This window comes from Armatimonadota bacterium (genome assembly GCA_022563855.1).
Taxonomy (GTDB): domain Bacteria; phylum Armatimonadota; class Fimbriimonadia; order Fimbriimonadales; family Fimbriimonadaceae; genus JADFMN01.
The window spans coordinates 1-24,907 of the sequence record JADFMN010000014.1; the positions used below are offsets into that span (position 1 = coordinate 1).

The 24,907-nt window shown below is 52.6% G+C and carries 24 protein-coding genes; 14 read left to right on the forward strand and 10 right to left on the reverse strand.

What is annotated here, in order from left to right; all coding sequences use genetic code 11:
- Together IH944_13720 and IH944_13725 are read right to left on the reverse strand one after the other, a co-directional pair.
- The coding region (locus tag IH944_13720) for a DUF5131 family protein (GenBank protein ID MCH7905609.1) at positions 1-404 on the reverse strand (404 nt) is incomplete at its 3' end.
- Between the two features lie 106 nt (positions 405-510).
- Positions 511-1,011: a hypothetical protein gene (locus IH944_13725; protein ID MCH7905610.1), complete on the reverse strand. Its 501-nt coding sequence runs from the start codon at positions 1,009-1,011 to the stop codon at positions 511-513.
- Positions 1,012-1,091: 80 nt separating this feature from the next.
- Between IH944_13725 and IH944_13730 the strand changes: the two genes are divergently transcribed.
- The 3 genes from IH944_13730 (at position 1,092) to IH944_13740 (ending at position 2,652) form a co-directional block, all read left to right on the forward strand.
- Positions 1,092-1,763 (forward strand): hypothetical protein, encoded by a 672-nt coding sequence (locus IH944_13730; protein MCH7905611.1) that lies wholly within the window; start codon positions 1,092-1,094, stop codon positions 1,761-1,763.
- Between the two features lie 302 nt (positions 1,764-2,065).
- Entirely contained in the window at positions 2,066-2,251 is a 186-nt protein-coding gene (locus IH944_13735) for an RNA chaperone Hfq (GenBank protein ID MCH7905612.1), read from the forward strand.
- On the forward strand, positions 2,251-2,652 hold the full coding sequence (locus tag IH944_13740) for a hypothetical protein (GenBank protein MCH7905613.1): 402 nt from the start codon (positions 2,251-2,253) through the stop codon (positions 2,650-2,652). The genes IH944_13735 and IH944_13740 overlap by 1 nt, the downstream gene beginning before the upstream one ends.
- Before the next feature lie 515 nt (positions 2,653-3,167).
- On the opposite strand, the gene IH944_13745 is transcribed toward IH944_13740, so the two are convergent.
- Positions 3,168-3,368, reverse strand: coding sequence for a zinc-ribbon domain-containing protein (locus IH944_13745; GenBank protein ID MCH7905614.1), 201 nt, complete (start codon positions 3,366-3,368; stop codon positions 3,168-3,170).
- A gap of 138 nt (positions 3,369-3,506) precedes the next feature.
- Between IH944_13745 and IH944_13750 the strand changes: the two genes are divergently transcribed.
- The 4 genes from IH944_13750 to IH944_13765 all read left to right on the forward strand — a co-directional run bounded on the left by IH944_13750 (position 3,507) and on the right by IH944_13765 (position 5,219).
- A complete protein-coding gene (locus IH944_13750; GenBank protein MCH7905615.1) occupies positions 3,507-3,923 on the forward strand; it encodes a hypothetical protein in 417 nt (138 codons plus the stop codon).
- On the forward strand, positions 3,923-4,246 hold the full coding sequence (locus IH944_13755; protein MCH7905616.1) for a hypothetical protein: 324 nt from the start codon (positions 3,923-3,925) through the stop codon (positions 4,244-4,246). The genes IH944_13750 and IH944_13755 overlap by 1 nt, the downstream gene beginning before the upstream one ends.
- A 130-nt stretch (positions 4,247-4,376) precedes the next feature.
- On the forward strand, positions 4,377-4,913 hold the full coding sequence (locus IH944_13760) for a hypothetical protein (protein ID MCH7905617.1): 537 nt from the start codon (positions 4,377-4,379) through the stop codon (positions 4,911-4,913).
- A 45-nt stretch (positions 4,914-4,958) separates the two neighbouring features.
- Positions 4,959-5,219 carry a hypothetical protein gene (locus IH944_13765; protein MCH7905618.1) on the forward strand — a complete coding sequence of 87 codons (261 nt, stop codon included), beginning with the start codon at positions 4,959-4,961 and terminating at the stop codon, positions 5,217-5,219.
- A gap of 564 nt (positions 5,220-5,783) precedes the next feature.
- Here the strand turns inward: IH944_13765 and IH944_13770 are convergent.
- The 3 genes from IH944_13770 to IH944_13780 form a co-directional block, all read right to left on the reverse strand.
- Positions 5,784-7,124, reverse strand: a complete 1,341-nt coding sequence (locus IH944_13770; GenBank protein MCH7905619.1) for a PD40 domain-containing protein — start codon at positions 7,122-7,124, stop codon at positions 5,784-5,786.
- Between the two features lie 155 nt (positions 7,125-7,279).
- Positions 7,280-7,660, reverse strand: coding sequence for a BlaI/MecI/CopY family transcriptional regulator (locus IH944_13775; GenBank protein ID MCH7905620.1), 381 nt, complete (start codon positions 7,658-7,660; stop codon positions 7,280-7,282).
- A 13-nt stretch (positions 7,661-7,673) separates the two neighbouring features.
- The gene (locus IH944_13780; protein ID MCH7905621.1) at positions 7,674-9,587 is read right to left on the reverse strand and encodes a hypothetical protein; all 1,914 of its coding nucleotides are present in this window, start codon (positions 9,585-9,587) and stop codon (positions 7,674-7,676) included.
- 327 nt (positions 9,588-9,914) lie between these two features.
- Here IH944_13780 and IH944_13785 point away from each other — a divergent pair, with 327 nt between their 5' ends.
- From IH944_13785 to IH944_13815, 7 genes are all read left to right on the forward strand, one after another.
- Complete coding sequence (locus IH944_13785; GenBank protein MCH7905622.1) at positions 9,915-10,676, forward strand: DUF1738 domain-containing protein; 762 nt, start codon at positions 9,915-9,917, stop codon at positions 10,674-10,676.
- 376 nt (positions 10,677-11,052) lie between these two features.
- Entirely contained in the window at positions 11,053-11,751 is a 699-nt protein-coding gene (locus IH944_13790) for a hypothetical protein (protein MCH7905623.1), read from the forward strand.
- 14 nt (positions 11,752-11,765) lie between these two features.
- Complete coding sequence (locus tag IH944_13795) at positions 11,766-12,830, forward strand: hypothetical protein (protein MCH7905624.1); 1,065 nt, start codon at positions 11,766-11,768, stop codon at positions 12,828-12,830.
- Positions 12,831-13,329: 499 nt separating this feature from the next.
- A complete protein-coding gene (locus IH944_13800) occupies positions 13,330-15,174 on the forward strand; it encodes an AAA family ATPase (GenBank protein ID MCH7905625.1) in 1,845 nt (614 codons plus the stop codon).
- A 233-nt stretch (positions 15,175-15,407) separates the two neighbouring features.
- Positions 15,408-16,952 carry a ribonuclease H-like domain-containing protein gene (locus tag IH944_13805; GenBank protein ID MCH7905626.1) on the forward strand — a complete coding sequence of 515 codons (1,545 nt, stop codon included), beginning with the start codon at positions 15,408-15,410 and terminating at the stop codon, positions 16,950-16,952.
- 229 nt (positions 16,953-17,181) lie between these two features.
- Positions 17,182-17,634, forward strand: coding sequence for an SAM-dependent DNA methyltransferase (locus tag IH944_13810; GenBank protein ID MCH7905627.1), 453 nt, complete (start codon positions 17,182-17,184; stop codon positions 17,632-17,634).
- 5 nt (positions 17,635-17,639) lie between these two features.
- Positions 17,640-19,229, forward strand: a complete 1,590-nt coding sequence (locus IH944_13815; protein ID MCH7905628.1) for an AAA family ATPase — start codon at positions 17,640-17,642, stop codon at positions 19,227-19,229.
- A gap of 266 nt (positions 19,230-19,495) precedes the next feature.
- On the opposite strand, the gene IH944_13820 is transcribed toward IH944_13815, so the two are convergent.
- The 4 genes from IH944_13820 to IH944_13835 all read right to left on the reverse strand — a co-directional run bounded on the left by IH944_13820 (position 19,496) and on the right by IH944_13835 (position 24,806).
- On the reverse strand, positions 19,496-20,866 hold the full coding sequence (locus IH944_13820; GenBank protein ID MCH7905629.1) for a hypothetical protein: 1,371 nt from the start codon (positions 20,864-20,866) through the stop codon (positions 19,496-19,498).
- 12 nt (positions 20,867-20,878) lie between these two features.
- Positions 20,879-22,633 carry a hypothetical protein gene (locus IH944_13825; GenBank protein MCH7905630.1) on the reverse strand — a complete coding sequence of 585 codons (1,755 nt, stop codon included), beginning with the start codon at positions 22,631-22,633 and terminating at the stop codon, positions 20,879-20,881.
- Positions 22,630-23,496 carry a hypothetical protein gene (locus tag IH944_13830; protein MCH7905631.1) on the reverse strand — a complete coding sequence of 289 codons (867 nt, stop codon included), beginning with the start codon at positions 23,494-23,496 and terminating at the stop codon, positions 22,630-22,632. The genes IH944_13825 and IH944_13830 overlap by 4 nt, the downstream gene beginning before the upstream one ends.
- Before the next feature lie 992 nt (positions 23,497-24,488).
- Entirely contained in the window at positions 24,489-24,806 is a 318-nt protein-coding gene (locus IH944_13835; protein MCH7905632.1) for a hypothetical protein, read from the reverse strand.
- Positions 24,807-24,907: the final 101 nt, after the last annotated feature.

Genomic DNA, 24,907 nt, shown 5'->3' on the forward strand with positions numbered 1-24,907 from the left:
AGAAGGTGCCGCCTCTCCGACATTTGATCGAAAAGGAAGCCCCGAAACATCTCCATTTGCTCCTTCTTTTTGTGGCCTTTGTGCAAGATCTCAAGGTAGTCGCACATTGAAGCGACAAACACCTTGATTGGCAGCCCGTCACGCTGGGCGCGCTTGTCAAGCCTCGGCAGTATCTTCCAGTGGTCGTTGCCAAAGAACCGGCGCCCTGCTTTTGCACCCCAGATTTTCTCAAGGGGGTACTTGCAGGCGGCTGTCGCGTCGGCGTAGCAGAAGTCGCAGGCGGGACTGACCCTCGTGCAGCCCCACCAAGGGTTGAAAGTGTGGCCTTTGCGGACGAGCGTGCCGCTTTCGTCTGAGGAGAGATAGTCCCAAGTCCACTGAATGTTGGTGCCGTCCTCGTACATAGTGACGACGGGTCGCTTCAGCCAAGACTTGGGGACTTGAGTTTTCGCTTTGAGTTTCATGGTAGTAAGTGGCCCGGCTTTTCACCGCGCCTTCGTTGCCTTACGGTCAGACCTTCCTGAAGCGGACATTTCCTCCGTCGCCAGGGATGGTCACGGTGACGGCCAGCTTTCGAGCTGCCGCCTTCACGTCTACAAACGTAGTAGGGTTGCCCTCGTCCTTGAGGTCTTCGATCACCGCTCTTACGGCCCTCACGTCTCGGTGCTCGGCAATCGGTAGCAGGGTATGGAGGTCATACTCGCTCTCTCGAATCTCGGTGTCGAGATCTTTGAGCGTAGCCCGCACTCCGTTCTCTTGCTCGTCGGTCAGGCCTTCGCCAAGCTCTGCGCCCTTCCATGTAACCGTGGGTCTTAGGCTCCCTGTCTTGTCTTCAGCACCTGGGACTGGCGCAGCGATCCGGCTGTACTCGTAGTCGCCTACGGTGACGACCTGCTCTTCGCCAGCTCGGATCTTGGAAGTGTCGGGGGCAAGGATCGCCTTGCCGTCGTCGTCGTTAAGGAGAGTGGCCAGATTCCTCTTCAAGGATTCTACAAATGTTGACCTTTCCATCTTGAATTTCCTGGCGAGCACTTTCGCACGCGCTCGATTCAATCTGACGGTCGGCGTGGCGGACTGCAAGAGCCCCGAACATGGAATGGGTCGCAACCTGCAATAATCCTGCAATGACTCGGACGAAACACCCAATTCCGTGGCCGTGGCCGTCAGAGCGGAAAATTCTGATCAAGCCGGAACCAGCTGACGAGGGGAGGCTTACGCTGCTCTACTTAGCACTCGATAATCTGGGAGTCCTTCCTCAAACGGCATGGTCTTGGCCCGACATTTACAATGCAGGTCTGCTCCCCCGCGGACACGACGCGGTTCCGAAACTCAGGAAACTCGGGTACCCCACGCTAGGAAAGAAGAAAGTGCTCCTTCTGGACGAGCTCACACTGGCGCGCTTGGTCGCTGGGGAAGATCCGAACAAGTGGGATATTGACGCATCGCTGATAGCAAGATCTGATTTCATAGAGCTCAGCCTCAAATATGACTACTTGAAACAGTTTCTGGTGCGCACTCTTCTTGAAAAGTCAGTCGGAGGGGACTTCCTTGGCGCTCTGGTCGATGGTGGCCTGGACGGAGCAAAATCGGCTGCGATCGAGGATCTCAAGGCTCGGATCGGCAGTATCGAGCTGTTCGGGTCTGGCGGCCGCAAGCTGAAGAAGATAGACGGCCAACAGACTGCACTGCCGATCAAAGATCCCAACCAGGCCATGAAGCTAGAAGAACTTGAGGCGATCCTTGATATCCTGGAATCGCTCTAGCCGCACTGGCCGAACATCCTTGTCGATTCCTCGAATCTGCGGGAATAGCGTCCACACGGTCGATACAGAAGGAAATAGCCCTGGTCGTAATTTTCGCTGATAGAAATCATGCCCCAAGGCGATAATCGATGTGTAGTTGGACTCTTCCTCTACATAAGAGCCGATCGACACGGCGAGATGCAAGAACCGAATAAAGTTTATCCAAGACCTCACGGTCGCTTGCATCATCGCCGCTCCCTTCGTCGAAATTCGGGGGCGGCTTCTTCGTTTAGATGCAATTAGACCAAGATCAGACAAAGATTTTGAACGGACTGAGAGGAAAAACCATCAAGGTGGTCTTCCTGAACGGCGAATCCATGACCGGGAAGCTCCACAGTTTCAGCACCTTCGTGCTGGTGGTGGGAAACAGCCTCCTTTATAAGCACGCCATCGCCGAGATCACCCCTGTTGGCGCAGAGTTTCGTCAGGCAAGAGAAACGGCACGCTAATGGAGACCTTTCTACAGCTCCAAAGGCACGAGCAGCGGATTCTCGCACGTCTCGGCCTCACCTTCTCACAGCACCTTGTCGCCATATACTTGCTTAGTCGTTGCATCAACAGTTCCTTTGAACTGTGGATCACAACTACGGAGATCGCGCTGGAATGTGGGCTTGGCACGAACACGGTAAGGAAGGCTCTTCAAAGGCTGGATGAAATCGGCCTGATATGTCCAATCTACACCCCTGGAAACGGTGAGAAGTTCGCTCGGATCATCGAAATAAAGAGAAAGACCTTCTTCGACACCAGGCAGGAAACATCGGATCATGTGAAGGCCATGATCCAGTTAACCAAGCATCAGTCAAACGCTCCTACTGAAGCGTATAACGCTCCCACAGAAGCGTTAGCTTGAACCTGAAACGCTCCCACAGGAGCATAAAAGAGATAAAGAGAGATTTGAGAGAGAGGATAACTCTTAAAGGAAGGACAATCTGGTTGAATATCTGGAACAGCGAGACCCCCAAGAGTACATGCTGGCGAAGATGGAGAGGGTCGAGCGTTCCTGTAGTAAGTCTACTGCTTTAGAACAGATAGCTATTTCCTGGGAAGAGGTAGTAATACTTGAACAGCATCCTACCAGGATCATACTTTCCCCTAACCAATACGCTATGGACCTCTGTAGCTCGTGGTTGCCAGGTGCTCCCGCCCCGGAATATACTGTTTTTGCCGCCTCAGCACCTCACTGTGGCACCTCACGACGGAGATGGCCCTCTTGTCCACAACACCGTCTCGATCGCCGTACGGTTGAGCGTTCCGGCTGTGGCTCTCGCTGGTCTCATCTGAAACCCGGAATGGAACGCGGACTACACCGTCAGCGGTGCAAGAAGAAGGGTCTACGTCGTCACCTAGGACGCTGACATTGAAGGTCTACGGGCCTGAGCAGATTCCCAATGAAGAAGCAATCCAGGCTAGGAGAACGGCGAATCCGATACAACCAAGACAAGACTGAAACGAGTTGGGTTTGCTTAGTTGAGGTCGTGGCGTTTTGATCGGGTTGCCGCAGTGAGGACAGCTTGCAGCGTTGTCGCTGACTTCCCGGCCACACTCCTTGCACTTGATAAGAGCCATGCCTGAATCTACCTGACCAGACCTGGCGCGAAGACGTACAGGAACATCAGCGCCAGGGGAACTCTCAGCGAGCAGACGAGCCAGTTCAATGCTCTCATCGATCGAGGATACCGTTCTGGATGCGGATATACTTCCGCAATGGACAGTAGCGAGTTGGGAAAGGTTTCGATCAGCAGGCTGGAGATCTGGAGGCGACAGCTCAGCGACTGGATGAACAGGAACCACGGTGGCGGGACAGTGAAGTTCAACAAGCAGTATCTTGTCGTCAAGATTCAGGACGTTCCAGAAGTGTTCTGGTCCGAAACAACACCCGTCGGGATGGAAGATAGCGCGAAGATAGGAACCGTCGTCGAATCGATCCAATCCGGTGCGGTGGTCGTGACAGGAAGGCACTTGCCGGAGTTGCTGGCACGCGAGGTATTGGAAAACTTGAACGACGGATTGAAGAAGATCTCGAAGCTCAAGACACTTCGTGACGACGTGGAACTCACCGAGGACATGATCAAGGAAGCCCATGACTTTGTGACAGAGGTCTGTGTCAAGGAGGGCAAATAATGCCAGAGGACAAAGTACAAGCCGATATGGATCTGATGACGATCCTGGTCTATTGGCGTCAACGGGAAAAGGAGCTTCAAATGACAGCTCGTGGCAGGTTCGCCCAGATGGAGATCGACGCGGCTGTTGCACTTCACGTTGGGGAGAAGATGCAGGAACTGGGTGGAACGATTGACAAACTCACCTCCGCCCAGATCGACTCGGCATCAAAGATGGAAGCGATGACGAAGGCTTACAAGAACGCGACGGTCTGGATCGCAGTGTTCACAGGTGGGCTGGTGTTCGTCGGCATCGCTCAAATCGTGGCAAGCTTGAACATGTAGCCTGCTTGACCACCGATGAACTCAGTGAAGAACCGGACGACGGGATCACGCTTCGTCGAAAGTGCCACGACATCGAGCATCACGCGCCCTAGGTCGCACCATCGACCTGGTAGCGGTGTAAGCTCGGCTGATGGGACAGGAACCGATCAGCCCTGTGTACAGGGACAAGCTCATCCAGGATCTCAAGGATAAGAAACATGAGTACGACGTGATGATCCATCGAGAAAAAGACAAGGCCAAGGATATCTTGCACATTGAACAAGATATGCGGGACATCATCAATGGGATCAAGACAGACCGGTCACTGGACGAAAGGGAAACGGCGCTCAGGGTCACAAACGATGTAATGCGCGAAGCAGACATACGTGCGAAGCAACTCGTGATCGAGATCGAAGAGACGATGGCTGAACTGTCCCGTGTCGAACTCGATCTTGCGAACGTCGAAGCACTCAAGAAGATCGCAGGGTACAACAAGGACACCAGGGACGCGATCAACCAAGGAAAGCTAACGAACAGGATCATGGTCGCGATCGCGGTGTTCATGGCGGTCATGGCTTTTTTCACCCTACTGAACTCGATCAGTATCCGTGAACAAGCAGAGAACCCCGTGGTCGAGAACATCGCAGAACAGGATCCCACCCAGGAAGAAGCTGAGTCCCAAGAGTGACTCGCCAGAGCGGTCGTCTTCGACTGAGCGAAGTAGAATCCAGCCATGCCTGGTGAAGAAGATTATCAGAGTCTCACTCTTGAGGTTACCGACCTGATGGAGCACGTCATGGACGATGTCGAGCCAGAAGTCAAACATGTCAAGCTAGGTGGTTTGACTGTCACGGTCAGTCACTACCTGACGGACGAACTGACGCTCCTGTGGGTCGGTCTCGGGGATGACGACGACGCGATGCTGTACTCGCTCAAGGACGCCAATGGGAACGAGATAACAGATCCCGCCATAGCCAGGAAGCTGAACAAATAGGCCCTTTCGTTTCAGTGATGTGTGCGCGGTGAACAATCGGAGAAGCAGACGCTGCTCACCGGCCCCACATATGGCCTTGAAACCTGATTCTGGCACCGCGAGCACGATGACGTAGGCATGCCTAAAACATGAGAGACACCCTTGAATTTGGACCTTAGGTTCCAAAAGGAGTTATCTAGAGCCCAGAAAATGGCCGGTTGGGGCCAGGAAGACACCTACCCGTCGGTGCCTTTTATGGCCTAAATGGCCCTTTTTGTTATTTTTTCGGAGGCTGAAATCCTGTGTGGCCGGATGGAGTCCCCTCAAGGCTCACATATATAGCTAGGGCGCGGTCGCCGTTCAGACCCCGGGGTACCCCCTTCAGGATATAGTCCGACCTGGTCAACCAGTGAAGAAGCGTACGAATTGCTATCAGATGAATACCGACTCGCGAAGTCTAGGATTTAGCTCTTCCTAATCCGCATTGTCTTCCATTCCGAGATCACCGATGAGTGACTGTATCATCGGAGATACCGCCACTACGAGAGTCCCCTAAAACGTCCGGAATTCCATATTCCATCGATGTCAATCGACGACGACCCACACAGTCTGATCAAGAATGATCAACCAAGGGTATGAAAGCACTATGCCAACTTCCTTGTAACTGACCCTTGCTTGCATGGCCAGAGTTCCGTTCTCGATGAACCGGGACGGGTCAGTTGTGATGGTTACTTCGACGACAGAATCCGCAGTCGTCGCAATCATGAAGTCAACCTGCTCGTACGAGTTTGTGTCGTAGTTCCAAAGATCGATCCACTGACCGATATTGTTGATAGAAGCGTGGGCTTCAACTCTGAACCGAAGCACTGTTGGCGTCTCGGTCGGAGCAGTGCCGACGACGATGAGTTGCACTTGCCGCTCAGCCTGGTTCAGTGTGATGCCAGGTCGTACGAACATCCGCAGGTTATCGCTTGAGAACAGGTCGCTGAGTCCACCAGCGATCAGGATTCCGCGGAACAGCGAGAAGCTGTCCGGCGGAATAACCGTGCTATGTAACGTTTGGAAGGAGGGCTGACCGTCAAAGGCCGCATTGTTCGTCAGCTGTATCGCTCCTGTGCCGTCGGCGTTCATTATGTATATTTCGTGATCGCCGTCTCGGTCGGAGTTAAACGCGATCTTCGAGCCATCAGGGCTGTATACAGGATCGACATCCACAGATCCGTTGTTTGTCAACCTAGTCGCTCCCGTTCCGTCCGCATTCATGACGTAGATTTCCCAGTTGCCGTCCCGTGTTGTCAAGAAAGTTATCTTCGATCCGTCCGGGCTATATGACGGGTCGAAATCGACAGTCCCGCTGTGCGTCAAGTTCGTTTGTCCTGAGCCGTCAACGTTCATGACGTAGATCTCATCATTGCCTTCCCGCCAAGACGCGAACACGATTTTCGATCCGTCAGGGCTGAATGCAGGGACCCAATCGGACAGTGAGCTGTTCGTCAGGCGCGTCTGATCCGTACCGTCAACGTTCATGATGTAGATTTCAAAGTCGCCATCGCGCCGGGCACCAAACGCGATTTTCGATCCGTCCGGACTGAACGCCGGGGTGTGGTCGGTAGCCACGTGGTTCGTCAGCCGCGTCTGTCCAGAGCCGTCTGCATTCATGACATAAATCTCCCAATTGCCATCGCGATCGGACGCGAACGCGATCTTAGACCCGTCAGGGCTGAAAGCAGGGCGGCGATCATCGGCACCGTTGTTCGTCAGCCGCGTCTGCCCGGAGCCGTCGGCGTTCATGACGTATATCTCAGCATTGCCGTCTCGCTCTGATGTAAACGCGATTTTCACTGAACTCTGCGGAAACAGGATCGAGTCGTCTGAGTCACGGGATAACCCTCCCTGGGCAAGCGATTGAATTGTGAAGAGGCCCATTAGGAACGCACAGGCGAGTCTGATCCTAGAGTGTCGCATGCTCAGAACTTAGCACTACTGCTGACAAATGTCAATAGAAGTGGCGACAAATGTCGCTACTGCCGTCCATCCCTGGTAGAATTGCCGGCGCATTCCCCGCCCTTGGTCGATGTCGGTCAGGAGTCCTCTTCGATCCGCTTGAGAATCTTCTTGAGTTCCTTTTCCTCGGCCTTGGTGAGCTTAACCTTCTTTTGAAGGAAGTGGACGAGTGGGGATACAGAGCCGTCGAGAACATCAGTGACGAGCCCCTCGATCATTTCTGACTGCAGCTCCTCATATGGCTTGACAGAGCGGTAGACGAACATACCGGACTCCTTGCGCCTCTTGAGAAACTTCTTCTTCCGCAGACGTTCCAACATCTGGGTGATCGTGCTTCTGGAGTAGCCTGCCTCCGACTCGAAGTGGCCGTATATCTCCCCAACGCTCAAACCGTCTGACTGTGCGACGTGAGCGAGCAGTGCGAACTCCGCCTTGCCGACGGTCGGCTTCTTACGCATATCTGATCTGATCTTACCGGGGGAAGATAGGCTTGAGCAGGACTGCGACCTCTTCTTCGCCGTCAGTGGCATCACAAGCAATGTACATATTGTCCGAGATCCCCCGAGCAAAAGTAAGCCAAAGCCCTTCAGGCACGTCACAAAGGTCGTTGAGATCCATCACCCGTCTGTCGGGCGTCCATATGAGCGCTGTTCGCTCTTTGGCGTCAGAGTTCCAGCCGGAGCCCACCGAATACCCCTTGCTGTTAAGTGCAAACTGCCAAGAGTTCGCGAATAGGTTTGGCTGATCGTTGAGTACGACTTGGTCCGCTCCGAACCAAGTCGTGGGTAGGTGTCGACCGTCTTTCCAAGAATTGCCGACGATGACCCCGTCGTCAGATATCTCACTGACTGACATCGAGTCAGAGCCTTCGAGCATCGGCAACATCCTGATGGTTCCGTCCGGCTCCCATATCCAGGCCAAGTTCTTACTTGCGTTGAAGTAATTGTCCGAGAAGGTGCCTATAGTTGTACCGCTTGAGTTCACTGCAGACGCGTACGTGTGCGGGAGATCGCCCAACACGCTCGCCTCAAGCAGCTCCAGTCCCGTACTGGGGTGAAATCGGAACGCGGTGGGAACGTCACCGTCGAAGCGGCCAACAACGTGCCCCTCTTCGCTCACGTCCCACGCATGGCCGTTGAGGCCTGTTATCTCGCTATAGTCGTCGCCTCCGCCGAACACTCCGATCCGCCTGATGTTTCCGCCAACTGCCAGTCCATCGTTGTTGACTCCGTTTACTTGACTGTCGAACCGTGTCGTCTGGATCTGTTTCAAGCCCTCCTCTTCGCTCCAGATAAACGGTGAGCGCCAGTTGTAATTGAGCGCGACCTCGCCTTTCTCGTTGACGTCCCACGCTGTCGATGGCCCAAGCTCTGCATTGCGGGGCAGAACTATGACCTCAAACCTGGGAAGACCCTTTGACTTCCTGTCGAACTCTGCCGTCGTCCTACCGATGAATTCAGGCGTTACTGGCTGAAGGATGAGGGTCAACGCGATCGGGGCAGCAGCCATCCAGCCGAGCTTTCCATTATTATTGCTAAACCGCCCGATGTTCACAAGTCGTTGCTTGAGGTCGCTGACGTGCGTCCTGCCGAACGCAAGACCGGCCGTCAGCGACGTTTGGCCTGTAGCAGATCGTGCGAGCAAGCCTGCGTAGTCGGACTTCTTACCGTCAAGAACTTGTAAAGCTGTATCGTCAGCAGCTTGTTCTGTGAAGAGCCGGTAGAGCCGCACCGCCCAATACAGCACAGGGTTCCAGGGCATTGAGGCAAGAGTCAGAAGCGGTAGCACGCTCCATAGCGGGTCGCGCCGCATGACGTGTGCCAGCTCGTGTGCCAGCACCTGTTGCCTGTCACCCGTGCCCTCTTCAAGCGAGTATCTTTCTGGTAGAACGATCGCCTGTCGCCACAGCCCTACCAGCGCAGGAGAATCGACCTGGTTCGAGACGACTACCCTCGGGATGTGCCAAGCTCCAACCTTCTCGGCGATCTCAGAGCACTCGCTGAGCCCATCACCTGCGATAGGAGAGCCGCTCGTTGCGAGCCTCTTAAGAATCGAGTTGATCCGGAGGTACTGCACTAGAACGTAGGCCGGCCCGAGAATGATTAGGGCCGCAGTGACAAGGAAGAACACTTGTCCTGACTGTACGAGTGTGGCCGTGGATTCTCCAGCCGGCACCTCAGGCGCGAGGAAGATACCGAAAACGGCGAACACGACCGCCGATACCCAGAACTTGGCGAACGCGAATCGCAAGATCCAGACTTTCGTCGATGCCTTGATGGTGCGGGCGACGACCGTCAGCAGGCAGACGAGAAGGATCCAAAGGCTCCCTTCAACAAGAAGATGGAACCAAGGCAACAGCGCCTTGACGACCGCCGGACTCTCCATAACGTCCGAAGTATACGACAAGTGTCAACAAGAAGTCCCTTGCAAGGCTTCCTATATAACGAGGGGGGCGGTCTTATTCAAGACCCCGGGGTACCCCCCTTCGGTATGGGGTCGACTCTCCGACCCCGACAGCTCAGTTCTTCAAGTCATAAGGGAGATTATCGGTCCGCTACGCAAGGGCAAAGCCCTTCAACGATAATCTGGCCTTATAACAGAAAACTGGGCTGTCTGACTCTGGAACTCTCGGCTTGTCTGACTGCCCCCCCTGTGTTTCCCTTGCTCAGCTCTTGCTCGAATGCACGCGAGCATCGCCTCGCAAGGAAAACAATGAATACGAACGTACAACATACGATCGACTCGTCACTCAAACGGCTCTCCAGCGCCCTGGCGGCAGGACGCTCAGAGACGCTCACCGACTACCTCAGGGCCATGGCGAGGTTCCACGACTACTCGTGGTTCAACGTCATGATGATCTTCACCCAGAGGCCTGAGGCTACGCGAGTCGCAGGCTACAACACCTGGAAGAAGGTGGGTAGATGGGTTATGAGAGGGCAGAAGGGCATAGTCATCCTGGCTCCCCTTCTCAAGAAGGACGAAGAGGGTAACAGGGACCTTTATGGCTTCAAAGCTGTGCGGGTCTATGACATCAGGCAAACTGATGGCAGAAGTCTCCCAGAGTTCGACTCTGTCCATGGAGACCCAGGCCGCTTCACCCAGTCTCTCGCAGCCCTTGCACACGACCAGGGTATCGAGGTCGAGTACGTCGATTCTCTTGGAGGACCAGACGGTGTCTCACAAGGAGGCAAAGTCATGGTGTGCAAGGACCTACCTGAGGGTGAACAGTTCGCTGTGCTTGCACACGAGCTGGCTCACGAGCTGATGCACCGAGGTGAACGCAAGGCGTCGAAGAAGACCAAAGAGCTGGAAGCCGAGGCTGTCGCCTTCGTCGTCTGCTCTGTCCTCGGGCTCGACACCTACTCCAGGAGCAGGGACTACATTGGTCTCTATGGCGGCAGCGCTGAAGCCCTGGCCGACTCCCTCCAGCACATCCAGCAGACCGTGAAGTTCATGTTGTCTGCTGTGATCTGACTCTTGAATGGGGCAGTCTCAGCCGACTGCCCCAGATTCAGGCCCGGATGACACGGACTGTGGCCGCCTCATCGGAGGATCCTACGGACTCCCTCGATGCCCTCCGCTACACTGCGGGACGGCTACAGCCCGGCCATCCGCTGGCCTGTGATTAAATCTCTCTGAAAGCGCTCTGATTCAACTCTAACGCCAACGCAGATCGGTAGACTAGGCCACACCAGATCTCAAGTCTAAAAGGAGCTGTTGAAATAACACAACAAGCGTACATTGTGGCAGTCGAGAGGTCAAACAGGAAGGCCGCCGACCAGTTGCGAGCGAAACCAGGCTACGCCAGCATCCCTGTTTTGCCTCAACCGGTGGTTGGCGAGATGACAGCATGAGCGACACTTGGCGGGATCTAGCAGTTGCAGTTGCGTCACGAATCGAATTCGAGCGCAGATGCGACCGACTCGGATTTGTGGACGAATTCACTGCCGTGCGATTTAGTGCAGAGTTTCTCGATTCTCAAAGGACAGGAAAGATTAGGACTGAAGAACCTCATCCAGACATCTCCAACAAGTTCATCGACCTGGTCAGAGAAACGAAACGAGGGAAACAACTTGACCTCGGCATGGAGGCGAAGTGGCTTCGTCCAACCGGAAGCACAAGGTCGTGGCTCAAAGAGCTTGCCGTCGATCTCTTTCGACTCCAGCATTTCAGAACCGGCACGAAGCAAGGCACGCACCGTGTTCTACTCGTCGTGGGAACACACGACATGATTAAGGATAATATCTTTGACAGGAACGTCCAGACCGGCGGAGGGTCAAAGCGTGGCTTGCCCTTCATCCTGCCAGAGAACCTCTCGACTACGTTTACTAAATTCGAAATCCGCAATTGCAGACCAGAGGCGCGGAAGTGGCTTCGATCCTGCAGGGTAAATCTTGGAGTCAATCTCCCATCGACGTACGATGCACGGCTTGCCGCCAGGCATGTTGCTGCATCAGACAACGATGCGATTGAAGCTGTCGTGTGGGTGACTCGTCGTAAACCAAGCTGGAAGTCGTTTGACGACAATAGGGCGTGGGGTGTGATTTGAGCAATACAGTGCCCATGCCAGAACCGCCAGCACCCGCAGCCGTTTCCGCAGATACGGCCATGATGGGGCCGCCAATCCTGCCCATCAAGCGGATCAAGCTGTACAGCAGCGAGCAATGGGAAGAATTAGTTCTTGAATGGGCAAATGGGGCGGCCGCGAAATATGACCGGGTTGAACGGTGTGGCGGTGCTGGTGACATGGGGCGCGATGTCATCGGGTTCCCGGAGAAAGACAATCACGATTTATGGGACAACTACCAATGCAAGCACTATGACCATCCGTTGCACCCCTCTGACATTTGGCTAGAACTCGGGAAGCTCGTGTACTACGCTCATCGAGGCGAGTTCACGTATCCGCGAGCATACTCGTTTGTCGCTCCACAGGGCGCTGGTACAGCACTTGCGAATCTGCTAAGAAAACCTGAAGAACTGCGCCGCGGCCTCATCACGAATTGGGACAGGAAGTGCAAGGAGGGAATCACTTCGACTGGAGAGGTCAAGCTTGAAGGAGATCTTCGTGCCTACTTGGATGGACTAGATTTTTCTATCTTCAGCTACATTCCACCTCTTCAGTTGGTAACGGAGCATCGCGAGACCTCATGGCATCTGGCGAGGTTTGGAGGAGCCCTACCGGAGCGGCAAGAGGCTCAGGATCCTCCAGCCACTCCAGAAGCTAACGAAGTCGTCTATCTTCGCAAGTTGTTCGCTGCGTACTCCGAACACCTTGAACGTGAAGTACTTGAGCATTCAGACATTGCCGATGAAGAAGGAATCGACGGTCACTATCAGGACTCTCGCATAGAGTTCTACAGTGCCGAGTCCTTGCGAAGCCTATCTAGGGACTCGTTGCCAGTGGGTGAATACGAGAAACTTCAAGATGAGGTTCACCACGGGGTGCGCGATGAGATTAGAAGAGATCACGTTGACGGATTTGAATGCGTCCGCTTAGTGGTGAAGGCTTCGAGGGAACTGCAACTGACTTCGCACGCTTTGCTTCCGCGCATGAATATCAAAGATCGTGGAGGAATCTGCCATCAGCTAGCGAATGATCGAAACGACGTAGTGTGGGTGAAGCCATGAGGATTGCTGAGGAGCGGTTCATTGACCCCTTCAACGGGCCGGTCGAAATTGGGCTCCGCACGCTTGCAATCCTCAACGATGCATTTCCCAATGAGTACTCATTGCAGCGATTAGTCGTCTTCGATTACTTGCTTGTACACTCTGACGACATTCCTGAAGGTCCTATAGGTCTTCACCCCAAGACGCCGCACCGGAGCGGCGAGCTTCTAGTGCGTAGGAAGTCTCTGCGTCAAGGCTTGTATCTCCTTATGAGCCGAGGCCTCGTTCAACAGCGTTATCAACCAAAAGGAGTGTTCTTTGCCGGAACGGATCATACGGGTGCGTTCTTGGACACTTTAGGGTCGGCATATGTCATCGGACTGCGAGATCGCGCAGAGTGGGTAGTAAGCACGTTCGGCCCAATGTCCGATAGCGAACTGGATCTCCTTGTTCAAGAAAACCTAGGTGAATGGGGAGCGGAGTTTGAATTGGAATCAGTCCTTTGGTTGGAGGAAACGGTTTGAGCAAGTTTGGCTTCCACCTCGTCCGACTTGCACTAACGGGATCAGATGTCGAAGATGCCGAAGTCCGATTCACGAATGGCTTGAACGTAATAACGGGCCCGTCAGACACGGGAAAGACATTTATTCTTCAGTGCATCGATTTCATGCTTGGTGCCAGTGTTACTCCTGAAGAAGTGCCTGAGGTAGCAAAATACGACACCGTTATACTAGACATTAAGAAGAATTCTGATAGTGAAGTAATTTCACTCAGCCGAAGTTTACAGGGAGGCGAATTCCGACTCCTACGTCCCGGTCAAGATGAGCTCTCGCTACGTCCAAAGCATGATCCAAAGCGTGAAGACACACTTTCTCACCTGCTGTTGGAAATCACTGGACTATTGGGCAAAGAGGTTCGAAAGAACCAGCATGGCGTGACTCGGCAACTGAGTTTTAGGGACTTGGCACATTTGTCCATCGTCTCAGAAGAAGAGGTGATCCGCTCGACGTCTCCTGTACTTACGGGTCAGGTCGTCAACGCAACTGTGGAGAAGTCGGTGTTTCGACTACTACTATCGGGCAATGACGATTCTGCCGTCGTTGCATCTGAGGAGCCCAAGCTATCGCGTGCCCGAACTGAAGCCAAAGTCGAAGTAGTCCAGGAGCTCGTTGAACAAACACGCGAGCAAATTGAGAAGCTGGAGACTGTCTCTGATCTCTCATCTCTTCAAAATCAGCTTGCTCAATCGGAAGCTGCATATGACGAGGCTTTGATTGAGTTGAGCTCTGCTCAGGAATCGGTTTCGGATATAGAACAAAGGCGTCGAGGTATTTGGGAGCAACTACGGGCGGACGAGTCCCGACTAGACGTCCTGACCGGACTTGCAGAACGATTCGCGCTACTAAGACAACAGTATTTATCGGATCTCCGACGCCTGGAAGCTATTGCAGAAACAGGGAAACTCTTGGCTGAGATGACAATAGAACGCTGCCCGATATGCGGGGCACTCGCAGAGCACCATGACACAGAGCATCAGGAGGAACAGACAGACCCTGTAGTCGTTGCGGAAGCAACAGCCGCAGAAGCAAATCGTATTCGATCGCTCATCGACGATCTAGACTCAACACGAAATGAAGTTAGTCGTGAGGGAAGTGAATTAGAAGCAAGAAGAAGGGATGTTAGGGGTGAATTAGCAGCGGTTGGACAAGAATTTCAAGAGACTCTCAAGCCGCGAATGAAGGAAGCACTAAGTCACTTTCGACGCAATCAGGAGGAACGCGAAGGTGTCCGCCAAGCGATAAGCCTAATAGAAAGACTTGTTGAACTGGAAGAACTCGTTGAAGAGGTAGAGGCCAAACCAAAGACTGTGTCAAGCAATCTTCAAAGCGGAGAGATACGAGCAAGTGAATACGAGGGATTTTGTGCCGAAGTTGAGGTTAGATTACGAGCATGGAACTTCCCGGGCCTGACTCGGGTGACTTTTAGCGAAAGCGACTGGGACGTCGTCATATCTGGACGCAGGCGGACGAGTCATGGAAAAGGCGTCAGGGCGGTCACACACGCGGCCTTTACCTTTGCCCTGCTTCGATACTGTGTAACCAGAGAACTGCCACATCCTGGATTCGTTGTGATCGACTCACCGCTGGTTGTGTACAGAGAGCCCGACGCAGACGAAGGCGAATTTAGCCATGATGTACAAGCCTCGTTCTTTAGAGACCTCGCTGTTGCATTTGGCGACGAACAGCTGATCGTGCTTGAAAACGAAAGCCCTCCTCAGGATCTCGATGACAGTCCGGATGTGAATGTGATTCGTTTCACAGGTACATCAAGCGGGCGCGGCGGCTTCATTCCTTCGAATGATTAAATGTCGGAGTGTTTTGGCCAGAAGCAGAGACAATACTCCGATCTGACAGGGTGATGCAGACATGGAGTTCTACTTAAATTGAAATCAGTCTATGGCGCGCAATCGTGACAAGGTGATGGCATTCTGAGAAGTCTATCAAAAGAGGCACGCAGCTACCAACGCCCAAGCCTTCGTGGGTAGCCTGATTGGAGTTGTCGTACTACACATGTACGTACGCGGCAGCAAGGAGACAGATGAACGATTGGATCTACGCGTCTGAACTCTACAACTGGACGAACGGAGACCAGTTGCTCGACTGGCTCGACATGTTCGGCCTGGAGAGCGGCTATGCTAAGGACGAGGAGGACGAAAACTACATCGAGGAAGCAGACCTCAGCGTTTTCACTCGCAGCAAAGGAAACGAGTTTGAAGACCGAGTGCTCGATCTCATTCGTGATCGCTTCGATGTTCAGGTCGTTGATGGCGCACGTGGGAATCACGACTCTGTCTACGAGCAGACGACTCGGCTGATTCAGCAAGGTCAGGAGATAATCTACCAGGGTCTTGTCAGAGACGACGAAAGGAGGGTCTTCGGAGTTCCGGATCTTATCGTCCGAGGGGATGCGATGGATCAGCTCGTGCCGGGATCGCTCGACGGAGATGCAGACACTTACTACGTCGTCGATATCAAGTACAAGGGTCTTGGGCTGAACAAGAAGGGTGACTTGAGTTCGAAGCACAACTGGGAGAAGGTTCAGCTCGCTTTGTACGAAGGCGCACTTGCAAAGATGCTCAATCGCGACCTCGCTCGGTCTTACATCCTTGGGCGTTCTGCAGGCAACGGTTCAGTTAGCTGTTTCGACGCTCTTGGTTGGGCGAAGCCAGGTGATCCGAGGACTCTTGTGAATGTCGAAGAGGGCCTGCAGTGGATCCGTGATCTGCGAGAACACGGCAAGGATTGGACGCTGGATCCTCCCAGCGATCCACGACTAGCTCCAAACACGAAGAGCAAGAACAGTGGTGATTGGAAAGGTGTCTTCGAGGCGTTGACGGCGAGCGAGGATCGTGAAGTGGATGAAGTGCCTCCTGTCTCGCCAGCACACATATCCGCCAACCGTGCTGACTGGATCGAGAACTTAGGGATCGAATTCTACGTCGACTTCGAAACCCTGAACAGTCTGAACGACGACTTCACCAAGCTACCGAACATGAACGGCAAGCCGATGATTTTCATGATCGGATGTGGCCACGAAGAGAACAGTGATTTCGTCTTCAAAGTTTGGACGATGGAAGAGGAGACCTACGAAGAAGAGAAGCGAATCATCGAGGAGTGGCTGGCATACATGGAGGAGACGAGAAAACGGCTTGCTTCGAATATCGAGCAGCCGCACATCTTCCACTGGTTCCGCCACGAGCCTGGCGAGCTTGGCAAAGCAGCCGACCGCCACGATCAGCCTCAGTGGAAGGACGTCCCTTGGTACGACTTGCTGAAGAAATTGATGAAGGAAGAACCTGTTATGGTTCGAGGCACGCAGGGTCACAGCCTCAAACCAATAACGCGTTCGATGGAGAGCATGGGCCTAATCGAGACCGTCTGGGCTGAGAGCCAAGTCTCCGGCGGAACAGAAGCCATGACCGCAGCTTGGTGGTGCTACGAACAAGTCATGAAAACAGGTGTCCCAGTGCGAGAAGCCGCACTCGACGGCCGAGACCCGCTCATGCCAGAAGTCGAGAGCTACAACGAAGTCGATTGCAAGGCGATGTGGGAGATCTTGCACTACTTGCGTTCCAATCATTGAGTTTGAATGTTAGGGTCTGGGTATTGTAGTCAGGCCCGGATGACACGAGCTGTGGACGCCTCATCGGAGGATCCTACGGACTCCCTCGATGCCTGCTGTTACGGGACGGCTACAGCCCGACCATCCGCAGGCCTGTGTCTACCTCGAACATAACACTACGTGTAATCCTTGACTCCAACAGGAGTTGTGTGTGGCGTCTAGGTAGGCACAGAGTAACATGAACGCAAATATGGGCAGAAAAGCGAAGGACAGCAAATCAAACGCCAACCTTGGCTTCGAGGCCAAACTCTGGCTGGCCGCAGACAAGCTCCGCAACAACATGGATGCGGCGGAGTACAAGCACGTCGTGTTAGGACTGATCTTCCTTAAGTTCATCTCTGACAGCTTCGAAGAAGAACACGCCAAGCTCATTGAAGGCAAGGGCCAATACGAAGGCGCACACCCGGAAGACCAAGACGAGTACAACGCTGAGAACGTCTTCTGGGTGCCGAAAGAGGCGCATTGGGCATTCATCCAAGATAACGCGATCCAGTTCACGATCTGCATGACGGTCGATGACGCCATAGTCGCCATCGAGCGCGACAACCCACGGCTGAAAGGCGCCCTGCCAAAAGAGTACGCACGTCCCGCGCTGGACAAGCACCGACTAGGTGAACTCCTTAGCAGTAAAATAACACACTAAAACAAATGAGAATTTCATCAATCAAACTTAAAAACTTCAAGCGTTTCAGTGATCTTGAGATTTCTGACATCCCTGAATCTGCCAAACTCGTAGTAGTCGTTGGCCCAAATGGTTGCGGGAAGTCATCGCTATTTGACGCCTTAATCCACTGGTATCATCGCAGTGTTGGATTTGGATACAATCAGGACTTAGCGTACTATCAAAAGAGCCAGGCGACAGCATTCGATTGGAACCAGTCAGTAAGCGTTACACTGCACGGCGACGCCCAACCGCACAAAGGGATGCTGAACATCCGGACAGCCTATCGAAACGACCCCGACTTTTCCGTTGACGGAATTAACCGCCCGGACGATCCGTCTGAGCGACCTCGCATACAGCGCTCGATTGAAAACGATCAGACTGTATCTGACAATTATCGTCGACTCATATACGACACCATGTCGGGGGTCTATTCTGAGGAAAACAATAACAAGACAATTCAGGAATTAAGAGGTGAGCTTATAGGTGGCATCCGGGAGTCGATGCAACGAGTTTTCGAGGACTTGATTCTGAACAACATCTCCGATCCACTCGGAGCAGGCGCGTTTTACTTTAAAAAGGGCGAAGTGCAATCGTTTCACTATAAGAATCTATCAGGTGGAGAGAAGGCCGCTTTTGACCTGATTCTTGACCTGCACATTAAGAAGCGATATTTCTCAAATACGGTGTACTGCGTCGATGAGCTGGATACGCATCTGCACACGAGGATTCAAGGAAAGCTGCTGAAGGAGATGGTGAACATTTTGCCCGATGAGTGTCAGTTGTGGGTTACCACTCACTCCTTAGGGGTACTCCGCGCAGCGCAGGAGATGATAGTCGCAAATCCTGATTCTGTCACTTTGATTGATTTCGAAGGTGTCGATCTGGATGTTCCTCGAAAGCTGTTACCAAGCAACCTAGATCGGGTTGCCTGGGAGAAGTTCCTGTCCATCACGCTTGACGATCTATCGCAGCGAATCGCACCCAGAGTCGTGATTGTCTGCGAGGGGTCGACAGTTGGAACGCGAAGGAAGGATTACGACGCTGAGATATACAACAGAATTCTAGGCGCAAGGCATGCTGAAACAATTTTCGTCTCCGGTGGCTCGGCTGACCAGGTTCTAGCAAATGCTGTCTCTGTACGGGAGGCATTGGGACGGATTTTGCCAAACTCCCGGTTCGTTGCACTAGCTGACAGAGATGACAAGTCGCCGGCGCAAGTCATTGAGTTCGAGAACGCTGGTGGATTCGTCCTAGGTCAACGCAATCTTGAGTCTTATCTATTCGCAGATGACGTGATAGAAGCGTTGGTGAAAGATGTCGGAAAAGAGGACAAGTTAGCTGAGGCTCTACAAATCAAACGGGACAAGCTAGCTGCTAGTACGGCAAGAGGCAATTCTGCCGACGATTTGAAGTCTGCTAGCGGAGATATATATGTTGAGCTGAAGCGACTGCTTGATCTTCAGCGTTGCGGAAATGACAAAGATGCTTTCATGAGAGACACTCTTGCGCCACTTATCGCACCGCCTATGACGACGTACTCTGATCTTGAAGCAGCGATCATCACGAGATTGTAAGAATGAGACTCGACGAAGCCACAGTCGATGACGCCATCAGCCATCGTGAACGCGTCGCTGACAGGGTAGATCGTCGCATAATGATTCAATTGAGACGCTCCTTCAAACATGGAGGTGGTTCAAGTCTAAGCTAGGCGACCTTGACGCGTTTTTTACAGGACACACGCAGTTCGATATGCGCGGAGTTGTACCAATCACTAGGCTTTGCTCCGCAAAATACCCGTACATTCAGGACTAGACAGTCACTACCGACGAGTTAAGTCCACTCAGCGGTCTGGTTTTTTGATCCGACTCCATGCAGATACAGCCAGAATAACGGCAATAATCGCGATCGATATCGCCGCAGGAAGAAGAGTCATTATTAAATTGTCAAATAGTCCATTCAGGAAGAGGTAAGCATAAACCATAGATGCAACAATCAGTCCAAAGGCACAGGCCTTGTCATTGATTCCATGTTCCCTGCCTATGGAGGCAACTATTAGCACAGGCACAAGAACGGTCGCCAAGGTCACCGCACCAAATAGGAATTGAATGATGTCGGTGATGGTGAGTGCCAGGAGTGCCAGAGCTATCATTGTTACGACAATTACAGCACGCAACTTCCGTTCTGTTGCGGGATCGTCGGTTTTTGACTCAGGTCGGAACTGACCAACTATAGTAGAACTGAATAGAAATACCTGGGAGTCTAGAGTAGACATAATCGATGCCGCAACAAACACTCCGATCAGAGCAACAACAAAAGAGGGCATTACACCGACTGTAAAGAGAGCGAAGAACGCATCCTGTCCTTCAACTTCTGGTCCTACTGCAGTCGCCACAACCGAGGAAAATAGTACCAAACCAATCGATATTAGAACATACATAGGCATCGACCAATGGAGTCCGGATCTTCCATCGCGTCCCGAACGCGCGGAAAAGATCAATTGCCATAGGTCGGAGGAGGAGAGGGTTACTAACAGACTTAGGCCCACGAAGGCTACGATCACCATTGCGCCCGGACTCATGAAAGATTCTAACGATGGAATTGGCCACCCACTCGGTTGCGCTATCCAGGGTAAGAGTACTATGAGCATAATGATAAACCACTGAAACACACCAGTCCTAACGCTCGTAGCAAATCCGCCTAACGAGAGATACAATCCAACAATCACTATCGTCAGAATCACACCAAATACAACATGCGTTCCGAAGAGCGACGCAAACACTGAACCTGCAATGTTTACCTGAACCGCACCGTATAGAAAGGCTGTTGCAGCAATAATGATAGATGACACACGTTCTGTCAGAGGCCCAACTCGGTCGCGGATCATCTGGTTGACGCTGAAATAGTCCTTATCTGCTGCTAATTTCCGTATCCTGGGGGCAAGCCAACCAAGAACGAACAATCCTATACACAACCCTAGCGTTAGCCATAACGCACCGAACCCAAAATAGATTCCTAGTACTATCCACGCAGCGACGCCGGCACCATCCCGGAGATTTCCTACTACAGATGCCATGATTGGAAACGAACTGACGTCACGTTTTCCAATTGCAAAGCTCGGAGCGTTGTGCGATCTCCAATCGCGTACGGCTAAAAATATAATAACTGCCACGTACGCAGCCAATACAGTAAGTGTCAATCCAAAGTCAGTCATCAACTTTCTCTGTCACTGATCCCGCCGGCTCGATCTCTTGATATCTTCAATCACCAAGCCCTCCACCGATTCGAATTCGCCTGTTGAGTGAGAATAATCAGGTCCAGTAGGGAGTAATTCTACACTACCAACTTTCATAATCTGTGCAAATCGACTATCCCACTTTTGTTTCCTCGTATCATATAGTGCTTTCTGGACGGATGCCTCGATTAGTCGCCGATATGAACTGTCAGCTGACGGCACGAAATAGCCAACATCAAGAGGATGATCAAATTCAGCCGGTATGACGGTTATTGATGCCTTTTCAAGATCTCTTATGATTTTTGCTGTGATTGTGTCGACAATGACAAGAATCCGATGCTCGGACTCTGGAACATTCAAATCGTTCGCATGACGAAGTAATAAACCGAGATCCTGTACATCACTGACGGCTGTATATGGGGCTTTGAAAAGAGGTGCCCATTGAAGCACTTTCGGATCGTGTAAGTGTATCATCGCTATGACAGAAACTTCTTCTTCGGCTATAGCGGTAAGTTCTTCTTGAATCGCACTCGATGGTTGCGATATGAGCTTGAAGTTATGCCTAATGCAGAAGCGAAGAACATTGCTAATAAGTGTTGGATCCGGTTCCAATCTAAAAGCGTTCCTCACTTCCGCGATATGTCTTTTTGGAACAATGACACTTACCTTTCTAATCACTCCAACGGTCACCATCGAGCCCCTGCGAAGGCGTTTAGCTGACGCAAAGGCGGGTTCCATTTGAATCATCTCTCCGTCGAAAACGTCATCGATCAAGGAATCGAATGAGACTAGCGGCAGGCGAGCCTCAATCAAATTGAACCGATCAGAAATGCTCCTTGGAGATATGATGTCTTGAAGGCCGTCGACCATCGCCTGAACATAATCTTTAATGGGTTTGGGGGTATCTGGAAACGTATGACTTCCTGAATAGTAGCCCGTGTAAATATACTTCACTGTTCCTTTACTGTCAATAATGTTTCTAACTAATGTATTTAGCTTTCGGGTTGATGAGAATGATCGGCCAAAGTCGTCAAAGAACTTTTTGTCTTCTAGAATGAACTTTAGAGCGGCTGATGCGTAAGGCTGGGCTTCTTGTATGATTGAGCGTATATCATCGGCTTCCTGTCGACTTAGGTGGCTAATGATTGTCTTGGCTGTACTCGTGATGGTCAGAGAATCCACACCATGCGTAAGATTCGATAGAAGTCTCAATGCTTCTAGAGGCGCAGCGTTGCTGAGGCTGATGGCAATAATCGGTATAAATTCTGGTGTTTCGCGCGCATCGATGCGTGACCAGTCGAACTGTGAGGAGCTGTTCGCGCTTAGAGCGGCCAACGCGGCACAGCGGAGAGAGATATCATAGGATGTATTGTTTACAATGTTGGCTAAGATACTGGTGTCGCACGTGAAAGGAATGTACTCAGCCAAAAAGAGAGCGTTTTCGAGGACTGAGGCATCGGTATCCTCTTGTAGAGAACGGATGACCCGGGTTAGGGCATCTGATGCGAGCATCTTTGTCTGTTCACTAAGATTGCGGAATAGGCTAGCGGCGTTCGTTACAAGCTCTGCTGGTCTCGCAACAATCAATTCTAGGGCAGTTGGATCTTCGCCGCAAATGTCATACAGAAGGTGCTCCCAGTCGAGACCGTCGAGTGATCGAAGGTGGGCAAGCGTAGCCTCGCTGTCCTGTCGGATATCCTTAAGGCGCGACTGAGACACGCCTTTGAGATAGCTGTGATCCTTCATGGCAAAGATTTTACTGGTAAGAGAAGCGCAGAGAACGGTATAGGCTCATGGAGGGCTTCTGGATGCGAAACTGGCTGTGCCAGGACTGGCTTGCGTCTGCCTTTGGCCATGTCCTCATGCCAGGGTCGTGTACGCCCATACCAAGGGTACGTGCTTGGTGGTGGCTGAAAGTATTCATAGAGGCCTGCATCGGCGATTGTCGGACGGTATAGTTCCTTTAGATTCTCAACACGGTATTCTAGCAAAAGGATATCACCTAAACTTTGTCCATCCAGACCCATTCCAGCCCGAACCTCATCCGCAATGTTCTGAGTCAGCCATGAGAATGGACTTGAGTTAGCGACCTCATGCCAGGTCACCCAAGTGCCGAAACTGCTCATCAGGAGATTCTTAGCGTCTTCTTCCATTTTGCCGCTCACAAGGTCCGAAACGAAGAGACGGGCGTGAGCTGGTGAGGAAAAGTATTTAAAATATGGAGCGTGTTTCGCGCTTTGGCCATAAGCATTATACAACTCTACGATAAGTTTCTCCCGATTGATGGCCCGTCCGACAACAGTCGGTGATGGCAAGTCGTTTGGTGTGCGTATCAAGCCTCCCTTTAATGTCATTGTGTAGCATTTCGATTCATATGTCTCGGCCACCTCATTAACGGGCTCATTCTTTACGGTCAGGAGATGTTCTACGAGATCCCTCATCAAGCGCGGTGGAAGGAAATGCTCTCCATTTACAACATTCGACACGACGAATCGACCGATGCCGCTTGTGGCATCGGCCAGCCAACGATTGAGCACCAAAGTGACGGCATCTCTAGTGGCCGCGTCTGGCATGAGATCTAGCGCTCCCTGAAATGACGTTCCTGCCATTCTCAGAGTTTATCAGACGCAGACTTGAGAGAGCAAGTAAGGATTGCAGTGCCGACTGTCTTTGATCAACTTACGTCGCCCTTTCACGGCGGGGATCGTGGGTTCGAATCCCGTCCGGGGTACCTAAGTCCATTGTTAGAAACGCCCACGATTTGAGCAATCAAAGCCCGCCACTGATAGATGCCGAGAAACGGCATGCGCCTAGCGTCACAGGATTAACCGTCGCTTCTAGTTGACATACTGTATGACATACTCGGTACGGCGATCTGGGGTGTTTTGTGGGGTTCTGAGGACGCAATTTGAACCTAACGAACCATGTCCACCCAATTTGCAAGCAGGGGGTCACGGGTTCGAATCCCGTAGCCTCCACCATTTCTCCCTCAGGTCGCGACGCTCGCTTCGGTGACACACGTTGCTGACACGGGCTTCGCTAACACTGCGCAATCTACAAAGTGACGATCGGTGCGACAGCCTAGCGCAAGCGCGACAAGCGAGGCGCATACTGGCACCCTAGTTGACCGACGTATCTGGCTCCTGGTCCAGGCTCTGCCGGCAACACTGCAGAGGAGCGGCACGCGCAGGTAAACGACGACCTGAAGATCGCGCTCCACGCGCTCGACGCGACAACCGACCGCGCACTCATCTCACTGCTTCCGCCCAGTCAAGTGTTTACCGTGCAGCTCCTTTATCGCCCTCTGACCGTGCTCGTTTGGATCAGTGCTTTCCTCGTTGCATTAGGTGGCTTTCTGGCGATGACGAGACCCGTCAAAAGGGCGAAGGACAAACTGCGAGTTTCCGAGCCGCTACGCCGCGCTCGTTAGCGTCGTTACGTAACATCAATTCAGTGAACCCCGCACGGTTTCTCGCCTTCTCCCTGGTCGCGCCACTCGATCATGTACGCCTTTCGGACGCCGTAGATCGGCACCGGTCGCGACAATACTGGAAGGCTCGCGGCCGTTAATCGGCCTCTGCTATGGGATTGGGGCGCGGTGCTAGCTGGATTGTTCCTCTAGTTTCGGGAATAGTTTCTCGAAGTCCTCAACGGCGACCTGCAGATGTGGATCCACATTCAGCGTAACGTATTCGCCGTCGAGGCTCAGTTGGTAAGCGTATGTCTTGCTAGAAAGCTGGGCGGCGCGCCCGTTTTCTGCTTGAAGAAGCTGTACGACGTCGCTTACGTCGCCGCTCCCTGCGTACTGTTTGGAGTTGCCATCCAGAACCGTCAGGTGCACGACCTGCCCTTCGACTTCAACGCGAAGAGTACGAGTGCCATGACGCTCCTGGAATTCAGCGGTTTGATGATCACCCATGGAATCAGTTTATCCCCACATTACGAAAACTGACCAAGAACAAGCGCGCGAAGACGAAGGCCCAGGAGTGCGACGGGCTGAGGTATCTCCACAAGGTTCAG